At 73.7% G+C, this 20,170-nt stretch carries 17 protein-coding genes; 7 read left to right on the forward strand and 10 right to left on the reverse strand.

Features of this window, described 5'->3' with window-relative positions; all coding sequences use genetic code 11:
- Positions 1 to 96: 96 nt before the first annotated feature.
- Genes E2C05_RS01900 through E2C05_RS01930 form a run of 7 tightly spaced genes read right to left on the reverse strand, consistent with a single transcriptional unit; the run spans position 97 to position 7,324 of the window.
- A complete protein-coding gene (locus E2C05_RS01900; protein WP_133217904.1) occupies positions 97 to 693 on the reverse strand; it encodes an alkylhydroperoxidase domain protein in 597 nt (198 codons plus the stop codon).
- A complete protein-coding gene (locus tag E2C05_RS01905; protein ID WP_133217905.1) occupies positions 693 to 1,289 on the reverse strand; it encodes a CMD domain protein in 597 nt (198 codons plus the stop codon). The genes E2C05_RS01900 and E2C05_RS01905 overlap by 1 nt, the downstream gene beginning before the upstream one ends.
- Positions 1,290 to 1,304: 15 nt before the next feature.
- Positions 1,305 to 2,330, reverse strand: coding sequence for a putative FMN-dependent luciferase-like monooxygenase (locus E2C05_RS01910; protein WP_133217906.1), 1,026 nt, complete (start codon positions 2,328 to 2,330; stop codon positions 1,305 to 1,307).
- Complete coding sequence (locus E2C05_RS01915) at positions 2,327 to 3,931, reverse strand: dipeptide ABC transporter ATP-binding protein (RefSeq protein ID WP_240046512.1); 1,605 nt, start codon at positions 3,929 to 3,931, stop codon at positions 2,327 to 2,329. Before E2C05_RS01915 ends, E2C05_RS01910 begins: the two co-directional genes overlap by 4 nt.
- The gene (locus tag E2C05_RS34485; RefSeq protein ID WP_240046513.1) at positions 3,928 to 4,758 is read right to left on the reverse strand and encodes an ABC transporter permease; all 831 of its coding nucleotides are present in this window, start codon (positions 4,756 to 4,758) and stop codon (positions 3,928 to 3,930) included. Before E2C05_RS34485 ends, E2C05_RS01915 begins: the two co-directional genes overlap by 4 nt.
- Positions 4,755 to 5,690 carry an ABC transporter permease gene (locus tag E2C05_RS01925; RefSeq protein WP_200305290.1) on the reverse strand — a complete coding sequence of 312 codons (936 nt, stop codon included), beginning with the start codon at positions 5,688 to 5,690 and terminating at the stop codon, positions 4,755 to 4,757. Before E2C05_RS01925 ends, E2C05_RS34485 begins: the two co-directional genes overlap by 4 nt.
- Positions 5,690 to 7,324: a TIGR04028 family ABC transporter substrate-binding protein gene (locus tag E2C05_RS01930; RefSeq protein ID WP_240046514.1), complete on the reverse strand. Its 1,635-nt coding sequence runs from the start codon at positions 7,322 to 7,324 to the stop codon at positions 5,690 to 5,692. Before E2C05_RS01930 ends, E2C05_RS01925 begins: the two co-directional genes overlap by 1 nt.
- Before the next feature lie 438 nt (positions 7,325 to 7,762).
- Between E2C05_RS01930 and E2C05_RS01935 the strand changes: the two genes are divergently transcribed.
- On the forward strand, positions 7,763 to 8,527 hold the full coding sequence (locus E2C05_RS01935; protein WP_205082681.1) for a PPC domain-containing DNA-binding protein: 765 nt from the start codon (positions 7,763 to 7,765) through the stop codon (positions 8,525 to 8,527).
- 205 nt (positions 8,528 to 8,732) lie between these two features.
- Here E2C05_RS01935 and E2C05_RS01940 read toward each other — a convergent pair whose 3' ends face one another.
- Positions 8,733 to 10,415 (reverse strand): dihydroxyacetone kinase family protein, encoded by a 1,683-nt coding sequence (locus E2C05_RS01940; protein WP_133217910.1) that lies wholly within the window; start codon positions 10,413 to 10,415, stop codon positions 8,733 to 8,735.
- A gap of 70 nt (positions 10,416 to 10,485) precedes the next feature.
- On the opposite strand from E2C05_RS01940, the gene dinB reads away from it, so the two are divergent.
- The 4 genes from dinB to E2C05_RS01960 all read left to right on the forward strand — a co-directional run bounded on the left by dinB (position 10,486) and on the right by E2C05_RS01960 (position 16,390).
- A complete protein-coding gene (dinB, locus tag E2C05_RS01945) occupies positions 10,486 to 11,637 on the forward strand; it encodes a DNA polymerase IV (protein WP_240046515.1) in 1,152 nt (383 codons plus the stop codon).
- An 85-nt stretch (positions 11,638 to 11,722) separates the two neighbouring features.
- The gene (putA, locus tag E2C05_RS01950; protein ID WP_133217912.1) at positions 11,723 to 15,343 is read left to right on the forward strand and encodes a trifunctional transcriptional regulator/proline dehydrogenase/L-glutamate gamma-semialdehyde dehydrogenase; all 3,621 of its coding nucleotides are present in this window, start codon (positions 11,723 to 11,725) and stop codon (positions 15,341 to 15,343) included.
- 132 nt (positions 15,344 to 15,475) lie between these two features.
- Positions 15,476 to 15,859, forward strand: coding sequence for a RidA family protein (locus tag E2C05_RS01955; protein WP_133217913.1), 384 nt, complete (start codon positions 15,476 to 15,478; stop codon positions 15,857 to 15,859).
- Between the two features lie 273 nt (positions 15,860 to 16,132).
- Positions 16,133 to 16,390 carry a hypothetical protein gene (locus E2C05_RS01960; protein WP_133217914.1) on the forward strand — a complete coding sequence of 86 codons (258 nt, stop codon included), beginning with the start codon at positions 16,133 to 16,135 and terminating at the stop codon, positions 16,388 to 16,390.
- 34 nt (positions 16,391 to 16,424) lie between these two features.
- On the opposite strand, the gene folE is transcribed toward E2C05_RS01960, so the two are convergent.
- Entirely contained in the window at positions 16,425 to 17,066 is a 642-nt protein-coding gene (gene folE / locus E2C05_RS01965) for a GTP cyclohydrolase I FolE (protein ID WP_133217915.1), read from the reverse strand.
- A gap of 202 nt (positions 17,067 to 17,268) precedes the next feature.
- Positions 17,269 to 18,498 (reverse strand): polyhydroxyalkanoate depolymerase, encoded by a 1,230-nt coding sequence (gene phaZ / locus E2C05_RS01970; RefSeq protein WP_158291887.1) that lies wholly within the window; start codon positions 18,496 to 18,498, stop codon positions 17,269 to 17,271.
- 330 nt (positions 18,499 to 18,828) lie between these two features.
- Between phaZ and E2C05_RS32735 the strand changes: the two genes are divergently transcribed.
- Together E2C05_RS32735 and E2C05_RS01975 are read left to right on the forward strand one after the other, a co-directional pair.
- Entirely contained in the window at positions 18,829 to 19,158 is a 330-nt protein-coding gene (locus tag E2C05_RS32735; protein ID WP_158291888.1) for a hypothetical protein, read from the forward strand.
- A gap of 172 nt (positions 19,159 to 19,330) precedes the next feature.
- Positions 19,331 to 20,170, forward strand: an 840-nt coding sequence (locus tag E2C05_RS01975; protein WP_205082684.1) for a DUF305 domain-containing protein, incomplete at its 3' end; no start/stop codon positions are given.

Here is a 20,170-nt window from a genome sequence, read left to right on the forward strand (position 1 = left end):
TGCTCGCCGGTATCGCGCGCCGGGTTGGCATGGCGGCTGAGCGCGAAACACAATGATCATCCCGGTCGGCATTGATGCAGGCCGGGATGAGGCGTGCTACGCCGCCGGCTCTCCCAGCGAGAGCATCAGCCGGTTCGCCCAGTTGAAGAAGGACGCGGCATGGATCAGGTCGCTGATCGCCAGGTCGTCCAGCCCGGCGGCGCGGAGTCGCTGCACATGCTCCGCGCCGAAATGCATGGGCGTTTCTGTCAGTGCCACGGCGGCGGCGACGATCGCGTTCCAGCGCTCCCCCAGCTCCGCCCCGACACCTTCCGCCAGCAGCCGGTCCACATCGGCTTCCCGCTTCGAATAGGTGGTGGCGAAGCGGGCATGGACCGAGGCGCAGTAGATGCAGCCATTCAGGCGCGATGCCGCGGCGGCGGCCAGTTCCCGCTCGGCGCGCGGCAGCCCGGCCTCGGTGTTGTAGAAGATGTCCTTGTCGGTGCGCGTGCGCGCCTCCAGCGCCGCGGGGTCGCGCACCAGCAGGCGGAAATAGGCCGATTTAACCCGCGCCGGATCAACCAGCGCCTTCACATGCTCAGGCGTCAGCGCGGCTTCCGGCATCGGCTCCAGCCAGGGCAGCCAGTCCAGCTGCGCGCGGGTGAAGACTGCGGGGACGGTGTGGCCTTCGGGCTGCAGGATCGTGTCGGTCATCATGCGAGCCCCTCGGCCAGGTTGCCGGCCAGCACGCGCAGGCCGGCGACGACGCGGATCTGGTAGGCGAGGAAGGAGACGATCTGAGAGAGCGTGACGATCCCCGTCGTGCTCCAGCCCGCCGCCAGCAGCGGCGCGAAGCGTTCCGGCGCCGCATCGCGCGGGTGGAAGAGCAGGAAATGCGCATGCGCCAGCGCGGCCGTCAGGCGTGGGCCCAGCGCCTCGGCCAGTGCCGGCGACAGCGCGGCCTCGGCGCCCGGCGCGTCCTCGGCGCTCAGCGGCCCCGCGGGGAAGCTTCCGTAGGGGCCGGTGCCGGCGGTCGCCGCGATGGCCTGCGCCACCGCATCGGCCAGCGCCGGCGCCTGCGCCTGCAGTTCCGCCATGTAGTGCTCGGCGGTCGGGGACGGGCCGTGCAGGCCGGCGACATAGGCGCCCACCGCGAAGCGCTCGGCAATGCTCACCTCGCCCGGCGCGGCGGGCGTGAACAGCACGCGGTAGCTCTCCACCGACTGCGCCCGCGCCACCGCACGGCGCGCGCGGATGGCATCCAGCGCCGAGCCGGGCGCGACGCCGACCAGCTGGTCGATCAGGTCCATGGTATTCCCTTCCCCTCAGGCGGCCGGCGCCAGCGCTTCGCGGCCCAGGCCCAGCGCCGGCGCGACCTGCTTCGCCACCAACTCGATCGAGCGCAGCACGAAGGGGTGCGGCGGGTCCACCGAATGCACCTGCACCGCCAAGTCGGTCGCGCGGGCCAGCACGCGGTCGGCGCGCAGCGATGCGGTCACCTCCTCCGGCGTGCCGAGATGGGTATCGGCGCTGCGGATCAGCTCCTCCGTGGTCGGGTTGGCGCCGGCGCGGGCGCGGCCGAGCGAGACCAGACGTTCGTGGAAGCGGCGCAGGCCGATGCCGGCGAAGCGCATCGCCTCCGCCCGGTCATCGGCGACGAAGACGGACCGCGAGGCCAGGATGCGCGGCGCGACGCCGGCCGGCAGCGCGGCCAGATAGGCGTCGATCATCGGATCCTGGATGTCCGCGAGTGTCGCATCCGGCTTGTCCGCCGGCCGCGGCTGGGTGCGGGACAGCAGCAGGCCCGCGCCCAGTTCGCCCGCCCGCCGCGCGCCGCTGACGGAGAAGGTGGCGTACCACAGCCGCGAAAGCAGCGACGGATGCGGCGGATAGACCCGGTCGCCGCCCGGCAGCGGCCGGCCCGCCAGCGCATCCAGCAGGAGCGACAGGTTGCGCTGGAACACGCCGCCGCGCTCCGCATCCTCCAGCCCGAAGGCGGCGAAGGCCGCCGGGTTGCCGCCTGACCCCACGCCCAGTTCCAGCCGCCCGCCGCACATCAGGTCCAGCACTGCCGCATCCTCGGCGACGCGGATCGGCATTTCCATCGGCAGCGTCACGATGCCGGTGCCCAGGCGGATACGCGACGTCTTCGCCGCGACCTGCGCCAGGAAGACGAAGGGCGCCGGCAGCCCGCCTTCGTCGGCGTGGAAATGGTGCTGGGCGATCCAGGCGGACTCATAGCCCATCGCCTCGGCATGCTGGATCTGCGCGCTGGCCAGGCGATAGCGTTCCGCCGCATCGCCCTCATCCAGCAGGCGGGTGAAGAAGCCCAGGCGGCGCAGCGCGGTCATGGCACGGACTCCAGCGTCTGGGGCGCCGCGCGCCCCGGAATGGCCTCGATCAACTCCCGAGCATAGTCGGAGCGCGGGGCTTGGAATACCTGCTCGACCGGCCCCGCCTCCTCCACCCGCCCGGCCAGCATGACCGTGACCGTGTCGGCGATCAGCCGGACCACCGCCAGGTCGTGGCTCACGAACAGGTAGGTGAGGCCGAGGCCGCGCTGCAATTCCTCCAGCAGCGCCAGGATCTGCGCCTGCACCGTGACGTCGAGGGCGGAGACCGCCTCGTCCAGCACCAGCACGCGCGGCTGCAGGATCAGCGCGCGGGCGATGGCGACGCGCTGGCGCTGCCCGCCGGACAGGGCGCGCGGGTGGCGCGCCAGCAACTCGCCCGGCAGGCCGACGCGCTCGGTCATCGCCGCCACACGGCGCAGGCGCTCGGCCTTCGCCACCGGCTCGAAATTCAGCAGCGGTTCCTCGACGATGCGGGCCACGGTCTGCCGCGGATCGAGCGAGGCATAGGGATTCTGGTAGACAAGCTGCACCTGCCGGCGGAAATGCCGCAGCGCCTCCCCGCGCAGGGCGGTCACGTCGGTGTCGCCCACCAGCACCTCGCCGGCGGTCGGGCGCAGGAAGCCGGCGACGCAGCGGGCGGTGGTGGTCTTGCCCGACCCGCTCTCCCCCACCAGCGCATGGGTGGTGCCCTGCCGCACCGCGAAGCCGACACCGTCCACTGCGCGGAAGGGGGCGCCGTCCCGCCCCGGGAAATCCTGCACCAGGCCGCGGACCTGCACCGCCAGGTCGCCGCCCGACGCGGCCGGGCGGTGCCGGTGGGTGGTGAGCGACGGCGCATCCCGCAGCAACTGCCTTGCATAGGCGCTGCGCGGCGCTGCCAGAACCTGCCGCACCGGGCCGGCTTCCTGGATGCGTCCGTCCCGCAGCACCACGATGCGATCGGCGCGGTCCGCCGCCACGCCCAGGTCATGCGTCACCAGCAGCACCGCCGTGCCATCCTGCCGGCGCAACTCGTCCAGCAGGTCCAGGATGCGGCGCTGCACCGTCACGTCCAGCGCACTGGTCGGCTCGTCCGCCACGATCAGCGCCGGCCGCAACGCCACCGCGATCGCGATCAGCACGCGCTGGCGCATGCCGCCGGAGAGTTCGTGCGGATACTGCCCGGCACGCAGCGCCGCGGGTTCCAGCCCGACCCGTTCCAGCAACTCCAGAACGCGGGCACGCAGGCCGGGCCCGTCGCGCTCGCCATGGATGCGCAGCACCTCCGCCACCTGGGCACCCACGCTGCGGACGGGGTTGAGCGAGGTGACAGGGTCTTGCGGGATCAGGCTGAGGCGAGCGCCGCGCAGCGCGGCCAGCCGGCGTTCCGGCCAGCGGGCAATGTCCGTGCCGTCCAGCCGCACCGCGCCACGGGCGATGCGGCCGTTCGGCGGCAGCAGGCCCAGCACGGCCATGGCGGTGGTGGTCTTGCCCGACCCGCTCTCCCCCACCAGGGCCAGCACCTCGCCCGGCGCGATGGCGAAGGAGACATCCTGAACGACCGGCCGGCCATCGTAGAGGATCGAGAGGTCCGCGACCTCCAGCAGCCGCGCGGTCACGTGCGCGCCCCGCCGATGGCGCGGCTGATGCGCTCGGCCGAAAGCACGACCAGCACCACCACCAGGCCGGGCGCGGTGGTCAGCCACCAGGCGCGCGCCAGGAAGTCGCGTCCCTCGGCGATCAGCAGCCCCCATTCCGGCGTCGGCGGCGGAGCCCCGTACCCGAGGAAGCCGAGGGTCGAGAGCGCCAGGATGGCGGAGCCGAATTGCAGCGCCGCCAGCGCCAGCACCGATGTCAGCGAATTCGGCAGTACATGCCGCCACAGCACCGCGCCGAAGCGGCCGCCGCTGCCATAGGCGGCCTCGACATAGTCGCTGGCGCGCACCCGCAGCACCTCCGCCCGCGACAGCCGGGCGAATTGCGCGACGGCGACGATGCCGACCGCGACCGCCGCCTTGATGGACCCGAAGCCGAGCAGGATGATGATGGACAGCGAGAGCAGCAGGCCGGGGATGGCCAGCAGCGTGTCCACCAGGCGCATCACCACCGCATCCACCCAGCCGCTGCGCGCCCCGGCCAGCACTCCCAGCCCGGTGCCCAGCACCAGCCCGACCGCGACCGCGACGAAGGCGCCCGCCAGGCTTTCCCGCGCGCCGTAGACCACGCGGGCGAACTGGTCGCGGCCCAGCCCGTCCGTGCCCAGCGGATGCGCCCAGCTCGGCGGCAGAAGCTGCGCGCCGGGAATGCCCTGCACCGGGTTGCGCGCGGTGAACAGGCCGGGCGCGATCGCCCAGGCGAGGACCAGCGCCAGCACCGCGCAGGCGAGGAGTAGGCCGGGTTGCAGGCGCGGCCAGCCGGCGCGCAGCGGCAGCGCGGCGCCGCTCATGCCGTGCGCCGCCCGCGGGCCAGCCGCGGGTCCAGCACGGGATAGAGAAGGTCGACGAGCAGGTTGATCGCGACGAAGGCAGCGGCCGAGATCACCACGATGGCTTGCAGCACCGCCACATCCTGGTTCGCCACCGCCTGCTGGGTCAGGCCGCCCAGGCCGTTCAGGCCGAACACCGCTTCCGTCACCACCGCGCCACCCAGCAATTCGCCGAACAGCACGCCCGCCATGGTCAGCACCGGCAGCAGCGCGTTGCGCGCGACATGCCAGCGCAGCACCCAGGCATGCGACGCGCCCTTGGCCCGTGCCACGGTCACGAAGGGTTCCGCCAGCACGGCGTCGATGTTGCGGATCAGCACCTGCGCCAGCGGGGCGGAGATCGGCACGGCGATGGTCGCGACCGGCAGGATCAGCTCCTCCCAGGGCTCGGGGCTGATGATGCTGATCCAGCCAAGCTGGAAGGAGAAGACCTGGATCAGCATGATGCCCAGCCAGAAGACCGGGATGGCGATGAAGAGCGAGGGGACGGAGCGGACAAGGGCGCGCACCCAGCCCTGCCCGCCCAACGTCGCCAGCAGGGCCAGGACCAGCGCCAGCAGGCTAGCGGCGGCGAAGGCCAGCGCAGACAGCAGCAGGGTGGAGGGCAGGTTCTCCGCCAGCAACTGCGTCACCGGCACGCCGGCGCGGATCGAATAGCCGAAATTGCCGGTCAGGAAGGCCCCCATGGCATGCAGGTATTGCTGCCATAGCGGCGCATCGGCGCCATAGGCGATGCGGATGTCTGCGAGTTGCTCCGGAGTGAGCCCCAACTCGAGGAACTTGATCAGCACGGCATCGCCCGGCAGGGCCTGCAGCAGCAGGAAGGCCAGCGTGAAGGTCGCCGCCAGGACCAGCAGCGCCTGCCCCACCCGCTGCGCCAGATACCGCCCCATCAGCGCGCGGCGAGCCAGGCGCCGTAGAAGCTCGGCCGTCCCACCGCCTCGAACCCCATGCCGCGCAAGCGGGGGGAGGCGGCGAAGACCTGCGGCTCCTCGAAGATCGGGATGGTGTAGGCTTGATCGATCACGTAGCGCTGGACATCGGCCACCAGGGCCATGCGCTTCTCGCCATCCGGCTCCGAGGCGATGCCGTCCAGCAGGGCGTTGAGCCGCGCATCGGCGAAATTCTGCACCTTGGTCGCGACGCCGCCGGCCTGCAGCAGCACGTTGCGCGTCAGGGGATGGTACTGGCTGCGGATCACGTCCGGGTCGGCACGGCCGACCATGGCGGGCGCGACCGGCGTGCGCGCGGGGTCCAGGCTGTCCAGCGTGCGGCTGCCGAGGTCGCCGGCCAGCACGTTCAGCCGCACGCCGACCTTCGCCCATTGCTGGGCGACTAGCTGCAGCGTGTCCTTGTTGCGCGGCTGCGGCGGGCTTTCATAGGCGGTCAGCACCAATTGCTTCCCATCCTTCTGCCGCACGCCGCCGGGTCCCATGGTCCAGCCGGCATCGTCGAACAGCTTCGCCGACAGCGCGGGATCGAAGGTGAGCTTCTCCGCCAGGTTGATGTAGCCCTGGGCGGTAGAGGCGATGATGGAGGTCGCCTTCGGGTAGTTGGCGGAGAACAGCGTGTCCACGATCTCCTGCGCATTGGTGGCGTGCAGCAGGGCGCGGCGCACCGCCAGCTCGGCCACCAGCGGATTGTCCGGCCGGAACACCACGCTGTTGTTCACCCCGCGGGTGGAGGGGGCGAAGAGCTGGAAGCCGCGATCCTTCACCTGCTTCTCGTCATAGGCCTGGATCTGCCGGATGACATGGGCCTGCCCGGCCAGCAGCGCGCCGATGCGCACGCTGTCCTCCCCGGTCACGACGAAGCGGATGCCGTCCAGCAGCGCGCGGCCCTGGTGTGGGTGCAGCTTCGGGCCCCAGGCGTAGTCGGTGCGCGCCGTCAGCACCAATTCGCGGCCCAGGGTCTGCCGCTGAACCACGTAGGGGCCGGACCCGATGATCTTCGTCGCATCGCCCAGCTGGTCGAAGGGCGTGGACAGCGTCTTCAGCGAGACGAGGCCGGAACCAATGACCGAGGTGCCCTGCAGGAAGCCCGGCGCCGGCCTGGAGAAGACGAAGCGCACGGTCAGCGGGTCCACCACCTCGCTGCGCTGGTAGTTGCTGATGACCTCGGAGACCGGGTAGCGCAGGTCGCGGTTGCCCAGGCCGAAATTGTCGAAATTCTTCGCCACCGCCTCGGCATCGCATTTCGTGCCGTCGGAGAAGGTGACGCCCGGGCGCAGCTTGAAGACGTATTCCGTGCGGTCGGCGTTGGTGGTCCAGCTCTCGGCGATCCAGGGCTCGATCTCGAGCGTGCGGGGGTTCTGGTAGGTCAGCTTGTCGGTGATCTGGTTCAGCACGCCGCCATTCGGATAGAAGCCGCCGGCGGGCGGGTAGAGCTGCGTGTAGGTCTGCTGTTCCAGGTAGATCAGCGTGCCGCCGCGTACCGGCGTGGCCGGCTGGGCCTCGGCCGGCAGGGTGCGCAGGATGGCCGGCGATGCCAGAACGGCGGCAAGAGTTTCGCGGCGGCGAAGCGGCATCGTCATTTCCCGGCTGCTTGAAGTGGATCTCCATTGTGCACCGCGGCAAAGACCACGCCAAGTGGCGACTTTCCGCTGCGGATCAGGTCGCAATCGGCTCGGAGAAGGGCCCGCGCCGGCAGCGAAGCAGACATGCGGAGTGGCGGAAAGGCAAGGCTATCCCGGCGCCGACCCTCGGCGCGCCCGTCGCATGACGAGGCAGGCGGGCGCAGCGTTCCGCCTGCCTCGCGAACCGCGTAGCGTCATGCCCCGGTGTCGGGCTTCGGCAGCGGGCGCGGCGGCTCGCGGCCGTTCCCGCCTGCGGTCAGGGCTGGGGGAGGATTTCGCGTGACCGGATCACTTGAAGGGGCGCAAGCCGCCCCGTACCTCGCGCAGCCGGGGCCAGCACTGCAGCCGCGGCTGGTTAGCCTGCCGGCCCGCGCAACGCGCCTGGACCTGGTGTTGCCGGCGGGCCGCAGCCTGCTGGATGCGATTGCCGCCGCGCTGGCTGCCCAAGGCCATGCGCATGCCGTGCTGGACCTGGCGGGCGGCGCCTTCGGTCCCTTCGCCTATGTGCTGCCCGCCCTGGCACCGGATGCCCGCCACGCCGCCTGGTACAGCGACCGGCATGTCCCGCCCGGCGGCGCGGCGCTGGAACGGGCGGCGATCACCTTCGGCACGCGCGATGGCGCGCCATGGCTGCATTGCCACGCCATCTGGCGGGAAGCGGCGGGACGCCGCGCCGGCCATGTCCTGCCGGAGGAAACGGTGATCGCCGCGCCCATCACGGCCCAGGCCTGGGCGCTGTCCGGCGCCGGCTTCCAGTTCGCACCCGATGCCGAGACGAATTTCACCCTGTTCCAGCCCATCGCCCTGTCCGGCCCCACGGCGCAGGGCAGCCGCGCCGTGGTGCTGCGGGTGCGACCGAACGAGGACCCGGTGGCGGCGATCGCGCTGGCCTGCCGAGAGCACGGCATCGACCGTGCCGCGCTGCGCGGCGGGGTCGGCAGCCTGGTCTCCCCGCGCTTCGCCGATGCACCGCCGGTGCCGGATATCGCGACGGAGCTGCTGGTCACGGGCGGCGGGGTGACGCCGGAGGACGGCGCGACACTCTCCGTCGCGCTGGCGGACATGCAGGGGCGCGTGCATGCGGGGCGCGTGCGGCCGGGTGCCAATGCCGCCTGCATCACCTGCGAACTGGTGCTGGAGGAGGTGGCGGAATAGCCGCCCGCCGGTCCAGCCCAGCCGCCGCGGCATGGGCGGGCCGCCGCCGCGGCGCCTGCGGCCTGCGCGGATCGGCGCGGGGCCGCTGCGGGCTCGCATGGCAGGCCGCGGCAACGGGGCGCGCAGCCGCTGCGATGCGCGATCCGCTCGGCATCATTGCCTTCAGGGCCGCGCCCACGGCGCGCGGCGCCACCGGCCAGCCGTTCTATCCGCCCAGCGCCTCCATCCAGGTCAGGGCGGCAACCGCGCCGGCATCCGGCACGCCCATCGCGCGCTCGCCCAGATAGCTGGCGCGGCCCAGGCGCGGGCGCATCCCGGCCGTCGCCTCCGCGCCCTGCCGCGCGGCGGCGACGGCCTCGCGCCACGCCTCCGCCAGCGGGCGGCTCTCTGCCACGGCCTCCCCCAGGCGTCGGGCGGCCGGGTGCAGCGCGTCCAGCATGGTGCGGTCGCCCGGCTGCGCCCCGCCCAGCTCCGCGATGGCGGCGACGCCGGCCGCGAAGGCCCTCGCCCAGTCCTGCGGCGATGGCGCACCCGGCGGCAGCGCCCGCGCCGCGCGCAGCAAGGCGGTGGCGTAGAAGGGGCCGGAACTGCCGGCGATGGCGCGCCGCAGCGCCTCCCCCATCGCGTGCAACGCCGCGGGCGCATCCGCCCAGGCGCCCTCGGGCAAGGCACGAACCGCAGCGGCGCCCCGGGTCATCGACAGCCCCAGGTCGCCATCGCCGGCGGCGCTGTCCAGCTCGGTCAGCCGTGCCTCCGCCGCTTCCAGCGCCGTCGCGGCGGCCAGGGCCGCGCGGCGCACCGCCTGGCCTTCCGGCGTCGGGGTCTGCGGCGCGGCCTCGGGCGGCATGGGCGGCGCGCCGATCACGATGCGCGATGGTGCGATCCGCCCGCTGCCCGGCCAGGCCGGTGCCGCGCTCGGCGCATCCAGCCGCGCCAGCCTTCCATCGTCCACCGGCAGCACGGTCAGGGACACGCCCGGCATCTCCAGCGCCGAGAGCAGCGTGCCGGACCAGGCGCGTTCCACCACCAGCCCGCGGCCGCGCAGCAGGGCCAGCGCGGCCCGCGCCACCACCGCAAGCTCCATGGGCGGCGTGCCGCCCAGCCCGTTCACCAGCAGCGCCACCCGCGCCCCGGCCGCCAGGCCGCGATCGGCCAGGATGGTCTCCAGCATCTCCGCCACCAGCGCATCCGCCGGGCGCAGGGGCCCGCGCCGCACCCCCTGCTCCCCATGGATGCCGAGGCCGAGCTCGATCTCCGCCTCGCCCAGGGTGAAGCCCGGCCGGCCGGCCGCCGGCACCGTGCAGGCACCCAGCGCCACGCCCATGCTGCCCATCGCCTCCGCCGCCGCGCGCGCCTCTGCCGCCACCGCCGCCAGCGGCAGGCCGGCCGCGGCCGCGGCGCCGGCCACCTTGTGCACCAGCACCGTGCCGGCGATGCCGCGGCGGCGTGCCGGCTCCACCGTGCCGTGAAGCGCCACGTCATCGGCCACCACCACGATCTCCACCGGCATGCCCTCGCCGCGCGCCAGCTCCGCCGCCAGGCCGAAATTCAGCCGGTCCCCGGTGTAGTTCTTCACCACCAGCAGGGCGCCGGCCGGCCCGGCGGCGGCGCGGATGCCGGCCAGCACCGCATCCACCCCGGGCGAGGTGAAGACATCCCCCGCCACCGCCGCGTGCAGCATGCCGGGGCCAACATAGCCGGCATGCGCCGGCTCATGCCCGCTGCCGCCGCCCGACAGCACCGCCACCTCCCGCGCCCCCGGCGGCGGCAGGTCGGCGCGGACCACCACATCGGCCTCCGCCAGCAGCGCCTGGCCGGGGTTGAGGTCCACCTGGCCCTCCAGCATCTCCCGCACCGTGGCGCGCGGGTCGTTCAGCAGCTTCTTCATCGGCCTTTCCTCCCCTCGGCAGGCGGCAGCGGCGTCCACGCAGGGGCGCGCCATGGTAGGATGCCCCGCCGTGACAGCCGCGATCCGCAAGATCTGCCATGTGGACCTGGACGCCTTCTACGCCAGCGTCGAGCAGCGGGACGACCCCGCCCTGCGCGGCCGGCCGGTGGCGGTCGGCGGGTCGCGGGAGCGCGGCGTGGTCGCCGCCGCCAGCTATGAGGCGCGGCGCTTCGGCGTGCGCTCCGCCATGCCGTCGCTGCAGGCGGTCCGCCTTTGCCCGGACCTAGTCTTCGTGAAGCCGCGGTTCGAGGTGTACCGCACCATCTCCCGCCAGATCCGCGACATCTACGAGAGCTACACGCCGCTGGTCGAGCCTCTCTCGCTGGACGAGGCCTATCTGGACGTCACGGAGAACCGCAAGGGCATGCCCTATGCCAGCCAGGTCGCGGCCGCGATCCGCGCGGAGATCCTGGCCGAGACGGGTCTCACCGCCTCGGCCGGCGTGTCCTACAACAAGTTCCTCGCCAAGCTCGCGTCCGACCACCGCAAGCCGAACGGGCAATTCGTCATCACGCCGGCGATGGGGCCGGATTTCGTGGCGGGGCTCGCGGTGGCGCGCTTCCACGGCGTCGGCCCGGCCACGGCGGCGAAGATGCAGGCCCTGGGCATCCGGACCGGCGCCGACCTGCGGGCGTGCAGCCTGGCCTTCCTGCAGCAGCATTTCGGCAAGGCGGGGGCGCATTTCCACGCCATCGCGCAGGCGGTGGACGAACGGCCGGTGCGGCCCGACCGACCACGCAAATCCTCCGGCAGCGAAACCACCTATGCCCAGGATTTGCGCGACCCGGCGCAGGTGGAGGACGGCATCCGCGCCCTGGCCGCCGAGGTCTGGGCCTGGTGCGACACGCATCGCTGGTCCGGGCGGACCGTGACGCTGAAGCTGCGCTACGCGGATTTCCGCACCCTCACGCGCAGCCGCACCCGCGCGGCGGCCATCGCCGGCCAGAACGATCTGACGGCCATCGCCATCGACCTTGCGCGCGGGCTGTTTCCGCTGGCGAAGCCGGTGCGGCTGCTGGGCGTCACCATCTCCACCGCCGATGATCAGGCGCAGCCGGCGCTGGATTTCGAGGGCGGCGACGCCTCCCTCGGGCACCCGCCGCCAGGGGCCGAAGGGTCCTCGGATCCCGAAGGCCCGGCAGCGCCACCTGCCGGCGGCTGAGACGGCAGGTGAGGCGCGGGGACGGCATCGCCCTCGGCGCGGCCAACCCCACATCAGGGGCACGCAACCCCCGGAACTGCCAGCCATGGACGTGCCCGTTCCCCTTGCTGCACCGGTCCCCTTCGCCGCCCTGGCTGCCGAGACCCGCGCCCTGCCGCCACTGCGCGCCGCCATCGCGGCCGCCACCCGTGCGCCGGAGCCGGACTGCGTCGCCGCCCTGGTCGAGGCCGCGACCCTGCCCGGGCCCATCCGGGCTAAGGCCGCCGCCACCGCCCGCATCCTGGTGGAGGCCTTGCGGGCCAAGGGCATGCGCGGCCCGGTGGAGGGCCTGGTGCGGGAATACGACCTCTCCAGCCAGGAGGGCGTGGCGCTGATGTGCCTGGCGGAGGCGCTGTTGCGCATCCCCGACCGTGCGACCCGCGACGCGCTGATCCGCGATAAGATCGGCGGCGGCGACTGGCGGCGGCATATCGGCCATTCGCCCTCGCTCTTCGTCAATGCCGCGACCTGGGGCTTGGTGGTGACAGGCAAGCTGTCGGGCACGGCGGACGAGACCGGCCTCGGCGCCGCCCTGACCCGCCTGATCGCCCGCGGCGGGGAGCCGCTGATCCGGCGCGGCGTGGACCTCGCCATGCGGATGATGGGCGAGCAATTCGTCACCGGCGAGACGATCGAGGAGGCGTTGGCCCGCAGCCGCGCCATGGAGGCGGGCGGCTTCCGCTATTCCTACGACATGCTGGGCGAGGCGGCGGTGACGGCGGAGGACGCCGCCCGCTACCTGCGTGCCTACGAAGCGGCGATCCACGCCATCGGCCGGGCCGCCGCCGGCCGCGGGATCGTGGAAGGGCCGGGCATCTCCATCAAGCTCTCCGCCCTGCATCCGCGTTATGCCCGGGCGCAGCGCGCGCGGGTGATGGCGGAGCTCTGGCCGCGGCTGCTGGGGTTGGCGCTGCTGGCGCGCCGCTACGACATCGGCCTGAACATCGACGCCGAGGAAGCCGACCGGCTCGACCTCTCGCTCGACCTGCTGGAGAGGCTGTGCGAGGCGCCCGACCTCGCGGGCTGGCACGGCATCGGCTTCGTCGTGCAGGCCTACCAGAAGCGCGCGCCCTCCGTGCTGGACTGGATCATCGCGTTGGCCCGGCGCACGGGCCACCGCCTGATGCTGCGCCTGGTGAAGGGCGCCTATTGGGACAGCGAGATCAAGCGCGCGCAGGTGGACGGCCTGGATGGCTTTCCGGTCTTCACCCGCAAGCGGCACACGGATGTCAGCTACCTCGCCTGCGCGCGCAAGCTGCTGGCGGCGCCCGATGCGGTCTTCCCGCAATTCGCCACCCACAATGCCCAGACCCTGGCCGCCATCCATGCCATGGCGGGCGATGCCTTCCGGCCGGGCGACTACGAATTCCAGTGCCTGCACGGCATGGGCGAGCCGCTCTACGAGGAGGTGGTCGGCGAGGAGAAGCTTGGCCGCCCCTGCCGCATCTATGCCCCGGTCGGCACGCATGAGACGCTGCTGGCCTATCTCGTCCGCCGGCTGCTGGAGAACGGCGCCAATTCCTCCTTCGTCAACCGCATCGGCGATGCATGCGTGCCGGTGGAGGCGCTGATCGAGGACCCCGTGGACGCCCTGCGCGCCGAGGGGCCCCTGGGCGCGCCGCATCCGCGCATCGCCCTGCCGCGCGACCTGTACCCGGAGCGCCCGAACAGCACCGGCCTCGATCTGGCGAATGAGCAGGTGCTGGCGGATCTCGCGCGGAGCTTGGCCGCATCCACCCCGCTGCACGCCGCGCCGCTGCTCGGCGATGGCGAGGCCGCGGGCGAGGCCTGGCCGGTCCGCAACCCGGCGGACCGGCGCGACCTGGTCGGGCATGTGGTCGAGGCAACGCCCGGGGTGGTGGAGTCCGCCCTGGCCCAGGCTGTGGCGGCGGCGCCCGCCTGGGCCGCCACGCCGCCCGCGCAACGCGCCGCTTTGCTGCTGCATGCGGCCGACCTGATGGAGGCGCGGCTGCCGGCGCTGCTTGGCCCGCTGGTGCGGGAAGCCGGCAAGTCGCTGGCCAATGCCGTGGCCGAGGTGCGGGAGGCTGTGGATTTCCTGCGCTACTACGCCGCCCAGGTGCGGGACGGGTTCGACAATGCCACGCATCGCCCGCTCGGCCCCGTCGCCTGCATCAGCCCGTGGAATTTCCCGCTGGCCATCTTCACCGGCCAGGTCGCGGCCGCGCTGGCGGCCGGCAACCCGGTGCTCGCCAAGCCGGCCGAGGAGACGCCGCTGGCCGCCGCGGAGGCGGTGCGCCTGCTGCGCGCGGCGGGCGTGCCGCCGGCGGTGGTGCAGTTGCTGCCCGGCGACGGCAAGGTGGGCGCGCAGCTGGTCGCCGACCCGCGCATCTGCGGCGTGATGTTCACCGGCTCGACCGAGGTTGCGCGGCTGATCAACCGGCAGCTTGCCCGGCGCCTCGGGCCCGATGGCCGCCCCGTCCCGCTGGTCGCCGAAACGGGCGGGCAGAACGCCCTGGTGGTGGACAGTTCCGCCCTGCCGGAACAGGTGGTGGCGGATGTCCTCGCCTCGGCCTTCGACAGCGCCGGCCAGCGCTGCTCGGCGCTGCGCGTCCTGTGCGTGCAGGAGGATATCGCGCCGCGCGTGCTGGCCATGCTGAAGGGCGCGATGGCCGAGCTTTCCGTCGGCAACCCCGACCGGCTCTCGACCGATGTGGGGCCGGTGATCTCGGAGGAGGCGCGGCAGGCCATCCTGTCGCATATTGCGGCCATGCGCGCCCGCGGCCGCGCGGTGCACACCCTGCCGCTGCCGGCGGATTGCGCGGCAGGCAGCTTCGTCCCGCCCACGCTGATCGAGATCAGGTCCGTGGCGGAGCTGGAGCGCGAGGTCTTCGGCCCGGTGCTGCATGTGCTGCGCTTCCGGCGGGACGGGCTGGACGCGCTGATGCGGGAGATCGCAGCCACCGGCTATGCGCTGACCTTCGGCGTGCACAGCCGCATCGACGAGACGATCGCGTGGCTGACCGCGCAGGCCCCGGCGGGCAACATCTATGTCAACCGCAACCTGGTCGGCGCGGTGGTGGGCGTGCAGCCCTTCGGCGGGCACGGGCTGTCCGGTACCGGGCCGAAGGCGGGCGGGCCGCTCTATCTCCGTCGGCTGCTCTCGGCCTGCCCGGCCGTGCCGCCGCTGCCCGCCACGGCGCCTGATCCGGCGGCGCTGGAATTCCGCCGCTGGCTGGCGGGGCGCGATCCGGCAGCGGCGGCGCGATGTGATCGCATCATCGCCCAGGGACGCAACGGCGCGGCGCTGGACCTGCCTGGCCCGGTCGGCGAGCGCAACCGCTACGACCTGCGGCCGCGCGGCACGGTGCTCTGCGTCGCGGCGGATACGGGGGCCTTGCCCGACCTGGCCGCCGCAGCGCTGGCCCAGGGCAATCGCGCGCTGGTCCCGGCTTCGGCCGGGCTGCCCGGTCTGGGCGGGCGTGTGCTGCCGGTGGGCAGCGCCGTGCCGGATGCGGTGCTGGCGCGGGGCGATACCGGCTCGCTGCCCGCCCTGTTGGCGGAGGTTGCGGGCTGGGACGGCCCAATCCGCCCGGTCCTCGTCATGGCCGATGGCGATGCGCCGCCCGATCTGCTGCTGCGGGAATGCGCGGTCTGCACCAACACCACGGCGGCCGGCGGCAATGCATCCCTGATGACGATCGGCTGACGCCGATGCATCGCGGGGGGCGGCAAGGCTCTCGCGCCTGACCCGCCACGCGGTGATTGACCTGCCGCGGATTGCCGTTCAGGGCTGGGAGCGCAAGGCGGCAGGCCGCCGCCGCAACCGGGGAGACCGTCCATGCCCATCGCCCTGTCCAACCCGCCCACCGTCCATACGCCCGGCGCCTATTCCCATGCCGTGCTGGTCACCGACCCGAAGCGCCGGCTGGTGCTGTCCGGCCAGGTCGGCACCGCGCCGGACGGCACGATCGCTGCCGGCGGTGAGGCGCAGATCGACCAGGTGCTCGCCAACCTGTCCGCCATCCTGGCGGCGCATGGCATGTCGTCGGCCAATCTGGTGAAGGTCACCGCCTTCCTGACCGACCCGGCGCTGATCCCGGCCTGGCGCACGAAGCGCGGGGCCTGGCAGGGGGACCACCGGCCGGCCAGCACGCTGCTGATCGTCGCTGGCCTCGCCGATCCGCGCTTCGTGGTCGAGGTGGAGGCCGAAGCGGTGGAATGAGGTTTGCGGCTGGGGACCGGCCAGCGGCAGGGGCACGGGGCGTCCTGGGCGCCGACCGCCGCCGCCGATGGCCCCCCGGGCGGCGTGCGCCCGGGGCTGGACGGCGTGAGCAGGCCCTGCGCGCAGCGGCCGGCAGGGGGCGGGCGCCGGGACTCGGCCCGATCCGACGGTCTCGCCGGCCGTAGGAGGCGGTCCCGGGCGTGGCGGGCGGCATGGGGAACCCGGCCCGGTGCGCCGCGCTTTGGCGCGCATACCGGAATGGAGTCGTCCCCGATGCGCGTCCCAGCGCTGCTTTGCCTCCTGCTCCCCATCGCCGCCTGCACGGTGGAGCGGCAGGTCGCACCGCCGGCCTATTCCCAGGCCTCGCCCTACGCGGCGCAGCGCACCATCGTGCCCGCGCCCGGCTCCTATTGCGAGGAAGCGGTCGGCGAGGCGGCGGACGCGGCCAACCGGGCAGCCTATACCGGCAGCCCGCGCGATGCCGGACGGGCCAACCGCACCGCGCGATACGCCGCGCGCGACTGCCGCTGAGGCAGCGCGGCGGCGGGGGCGGCGCCGGGCGGCGTCAGCCCTCGAACCCGCCGCGCTGGCCGCCGATCATGGCCAGGAATTCCCGCCGCGTGCTGGGATCGTCGCGGAAGGCGCCCAGCATGCGGCTGGTCACCATGGACACGCCCGGCTTGTGGATGCCGCGCGTGGTCATGCACTGGTGCGCCGCCTCGATCACCACCGCGACGCCCTTGGGCTTCAGCACGTCGTTGATGACATTCGCGACCTGGGCGGTGAGCTTTTCCTGGATCTGCAGCCGCTTGGCGTAGACTTCCAGCACCCGCGCGAGCTTGCTGATGCCGACCACGCGGCCGGCCGGCAGATAGGCGATATGCGCCTTGCCGATGATCGGCACCATGTGGTGCTCGCAATGGCTCTCCAGCCGGATGTCGCGCAGCACCACCATCTCGTCGTAGCCGTCCGTCTCCTCGAAGGAACGGGCGAGCAACTCGACCGGGTCGGTCTCGTAGCCGGCGAAGAATTCCTCATAGGCGCGGACGACGCGGGCGGGGGTGTCCACGAGGCCCTCGCGATCCGGGTCGTCGCCGGTCCAGCGCAGCAGCGTGCGGACGGCCGCCTCCGCTTCCTCCCGCGTCGGGCGTCCGATGACGGAGGCGTTGTCGGACGCGATCTCGGCGGGCGGGGTCTGGATATTCACGATGCTGGTCCTTAGCCGTCTCGGGGCGGGTCACCATGGTCGGTCGTCCGACCCGGTCCTCCCTCATCCCGATCGCAATTGGGCCGAGTCTCCAGGCGCGCAATAGTTCAACCGCCAACCCCGGCGGCAGCGTTGCCCGCCGGCTGCCGCAGGACCCCGGATGGCGCCACCCGTGGCGGGGACCGCCGCCGCAACCGAGGGCTCAGCCGGCGGCGCCCACCAGGGACCCGACAAGCGGGCAAATCGTCCGTTCCCAGACCGGGCCTTCGAACAGCGCGTCATGCGTCGCGCCCGGCTGCAGGTGGTACCGCTTCAGCCCGGATGGCAGGCCGCGGCAGAGCGCCAGCGCCGCGCTGCCCTGGCCGGGCGGGCAACTGCCATCGGCGTCGCCTTCCACCACCAGCAGCGCCGTGTCGCGGATCGCCGCCGGCCGCACCGGGCGGCCGTGCCAGGCCATCCGGCCGCGCGCCAGCTCCGCCGTGCGGAAGACGCGGTGGATGGTGTCCAGGTAAAGCTCGGCCGGGACATCCATCACCGCCCGCAATTCCTCATAGCGCGCGCGGTGGGCCGCCGCCGCCGCGCCATCCCCGGCCAGCAGGTTGCGCAACTGGGTCAGCTGCGCGGCCAGGTGGGTCGGCAGGTCGGCCAGCACCGATCCGGCGATCTGCTGCGCGCCCGGCCGCACCCGTCGCCCGGCGCCGGGCAGGCCCGCCGGCAGGCTGGCGACCTCCATGGCGGCGAACCAGCCGGCGGGCAGGGCGCGGGCCAGCAGCGTTTCCCGCGTCGGGGCGATGCGCGTGTCCACCGGCCCGCCGATCAGGGTCAGGCTGCGCGGGCGGGCCGGGTCGCCGTCCTCGGCCATCAGCGCGGTCGCGGCCAGCGCCGCCACCGCCGGCTGGGAGACCGCCAGGAGATGCGCGCCCGGCCCCATCGCCCGCAGCCAGGCGATGATCTGCGCGACCTGCCCGTCCAGGCCGAAGGGCCCGGCCGCCGCCGGGACCAGCCTTGCATCCGTCCAGTCCGTCACGTGCACGTCATGGTGCGGCAGCAGGCCGGCCAGGGTGCCGCGCAGCCGCGTGGCGAAATGGCCGGACAGCGGCGCCACCGCCAGCAGCTTCGGCCCGGGCTCCGGCAGGTCCTTGGCGAAGCGCAGCAGCCGGCCGAAGGGGGCGGTCGCCACCACCTCCTCCCGCACCGCCACATCCCGGCCATCGACCCTGATGCGCCCAAGGCCGAAGGCAGGCTTGCGATGGGTGGTGCCGGCCTGTTCCAGCAATTGCACCGCGGCGGCGGCCTGGCGCAGGGCGGGCTGCCCCACCCCCAGGCTGCGCAGCACCGCCGCCGCCTGCCGGGCGGCGGGGCGGAGACGGGCGGACCAGGCCTCCTGGGCCTCGTGCAGGCGATAGAACAGGTCGTCGGGCGGGTCGGGCATCCCGGTTGCAACGCGTCGCCGGCGGCCGCGACGCAAGGCCGACCGAATGACGTCTTCCGGGCCCCGCAGCCAATGGTTCCGGCCCTCCCGGCGCCGGGGCGGTCGCCGCAGGGCCTCGCGCACGCCACCGGACGGGCGCTTCCTGGCGCCGCCCGCAGGGTCACGCGATGCGGCGACCGGCGTGGCTTGACCTTGCCATGGGGGGAAGCCCCATCTGCCGCCTGGCCTGCACGGATGCGGGGCGGAGACGCCCTGCCTGGCCAGGATCGCGGGACGGAGAGGCAGGGGATGGGGCGGCAGGCGCATCTGGCAGGCAGGTGGCGGGGGACCGTGGCGGCGCTGCTCGCCCTCATCCTCCTCGCCTGGCCCGCCGCGCCGCTGCGCCATGCCGCGGCCACGGCCGCCGGCGCAGCCGCCATCCCCGCGACCCATTGCCACGACCCGGCAGCGCCGCCGGCCGGGACGGGGGACGAGCGGCCCAAGCCGCCATCCGCCATGGCCTGCTGCGTCGCGGCCTGCGCGCCGCTGCCGGCGGCGCCCGCCGCCACGCCGGTCCTGCCGGCCCCGCGGGCCATCGCGGCGACCGCCGCTGTCCCGCCTGAGGCGACCGGGTCGGGCCGCGTCATTCCGCCGGCCCTGCCGCCGCCCCGCCACGCCTGACCCGCGCCGCCCATCCGCGCCAGCGGCCCGCGTGTCGCACCGACCGGGCGAGCCGTCCCAGGGCCACGGGGTCCAGGGCGAATGCGCCCCCCCGTGGCCGGCACGCCGCTGCGCGACCCACCCCAAGCCCCTTCGGACCCCGCCGCGCCCGGCGCGGCGGCAGGACAGGACCATGAGCATGACCCGTCATTCCGCCTTCGCCCTCGGCGCGGCCCTGCTGGTGCTCGGCGCCAGCCCGGCCGCTGCCGCCATCGGCGACGACTACGACCCCGGCCGCGCGCCGGTGCCCAGCACCTGGTACGGCCTGGCCGATCCCGCGGCGATGCAGGCCGATCGCGACTATGTCGCCGGCATGCGGCCGCACCATGCCGGGGCGCTGAGCATGAGCCGCGACTACCTGGCCGACCCGCAGGCCAGCAGCCCGGCGTTGCAGGCGCTCGCCCGCGCGATCATCCGCAACCAGTCCTTCGAGATCGGGCTGCTGGACGAGGTGTCGCGCAACCTCGACCGGCCGCCCCGGGTGCTGAACCTGGGCCTGGCGCGCATCCTGCTGCAGCCCACGGCGACCGAGGGGCTGGGGCAGGTGCAGCGCTTCATGCGCGCCCCCATCCCCGGCGCCGCGACGGCGGCTGGCCCGGTGACGGCGCGCGACGTGCAGTTCGCCAAGGCGATGATCATCCACCACGAGGCGGCGCTGACGATGGCGCGCGACTATCACGCCAACCCGGCGGCGCGGAACGGCTTCCTCGGCCTGCTCAACACCGACATCGTCGCGGATCAGAGCCAGGAGATCGCGCTGATGCGGCGGATCATCGCCGCCTATCCCGGCGATGCCGCGGCCGTGGCGGTGGACCCTGCCATGATCCATGGCATGGACGGGATGCGGCATGCCGGCACGGACGGCCATGCGGGGCATGGGTCGATGCCGGCTCCGCCCTCGCCGGCGCCGATGCCGCCGCAGGCGCAGCCCGCGCCGCCGCGCCAGGCGACGCCGCGGGCCGCCCGGCCCGCG

The organism is Paracraurococcus ruber, from assembly GCF_004353985.1.
Taxonomy (GTDB): domain Bacteria; phylum Pseudomonadota; class Alphaproteobacteria; order Acetobacterales; family Acetobacteraceae; genus Paracraurococcus; species Paracraurococcus ruber.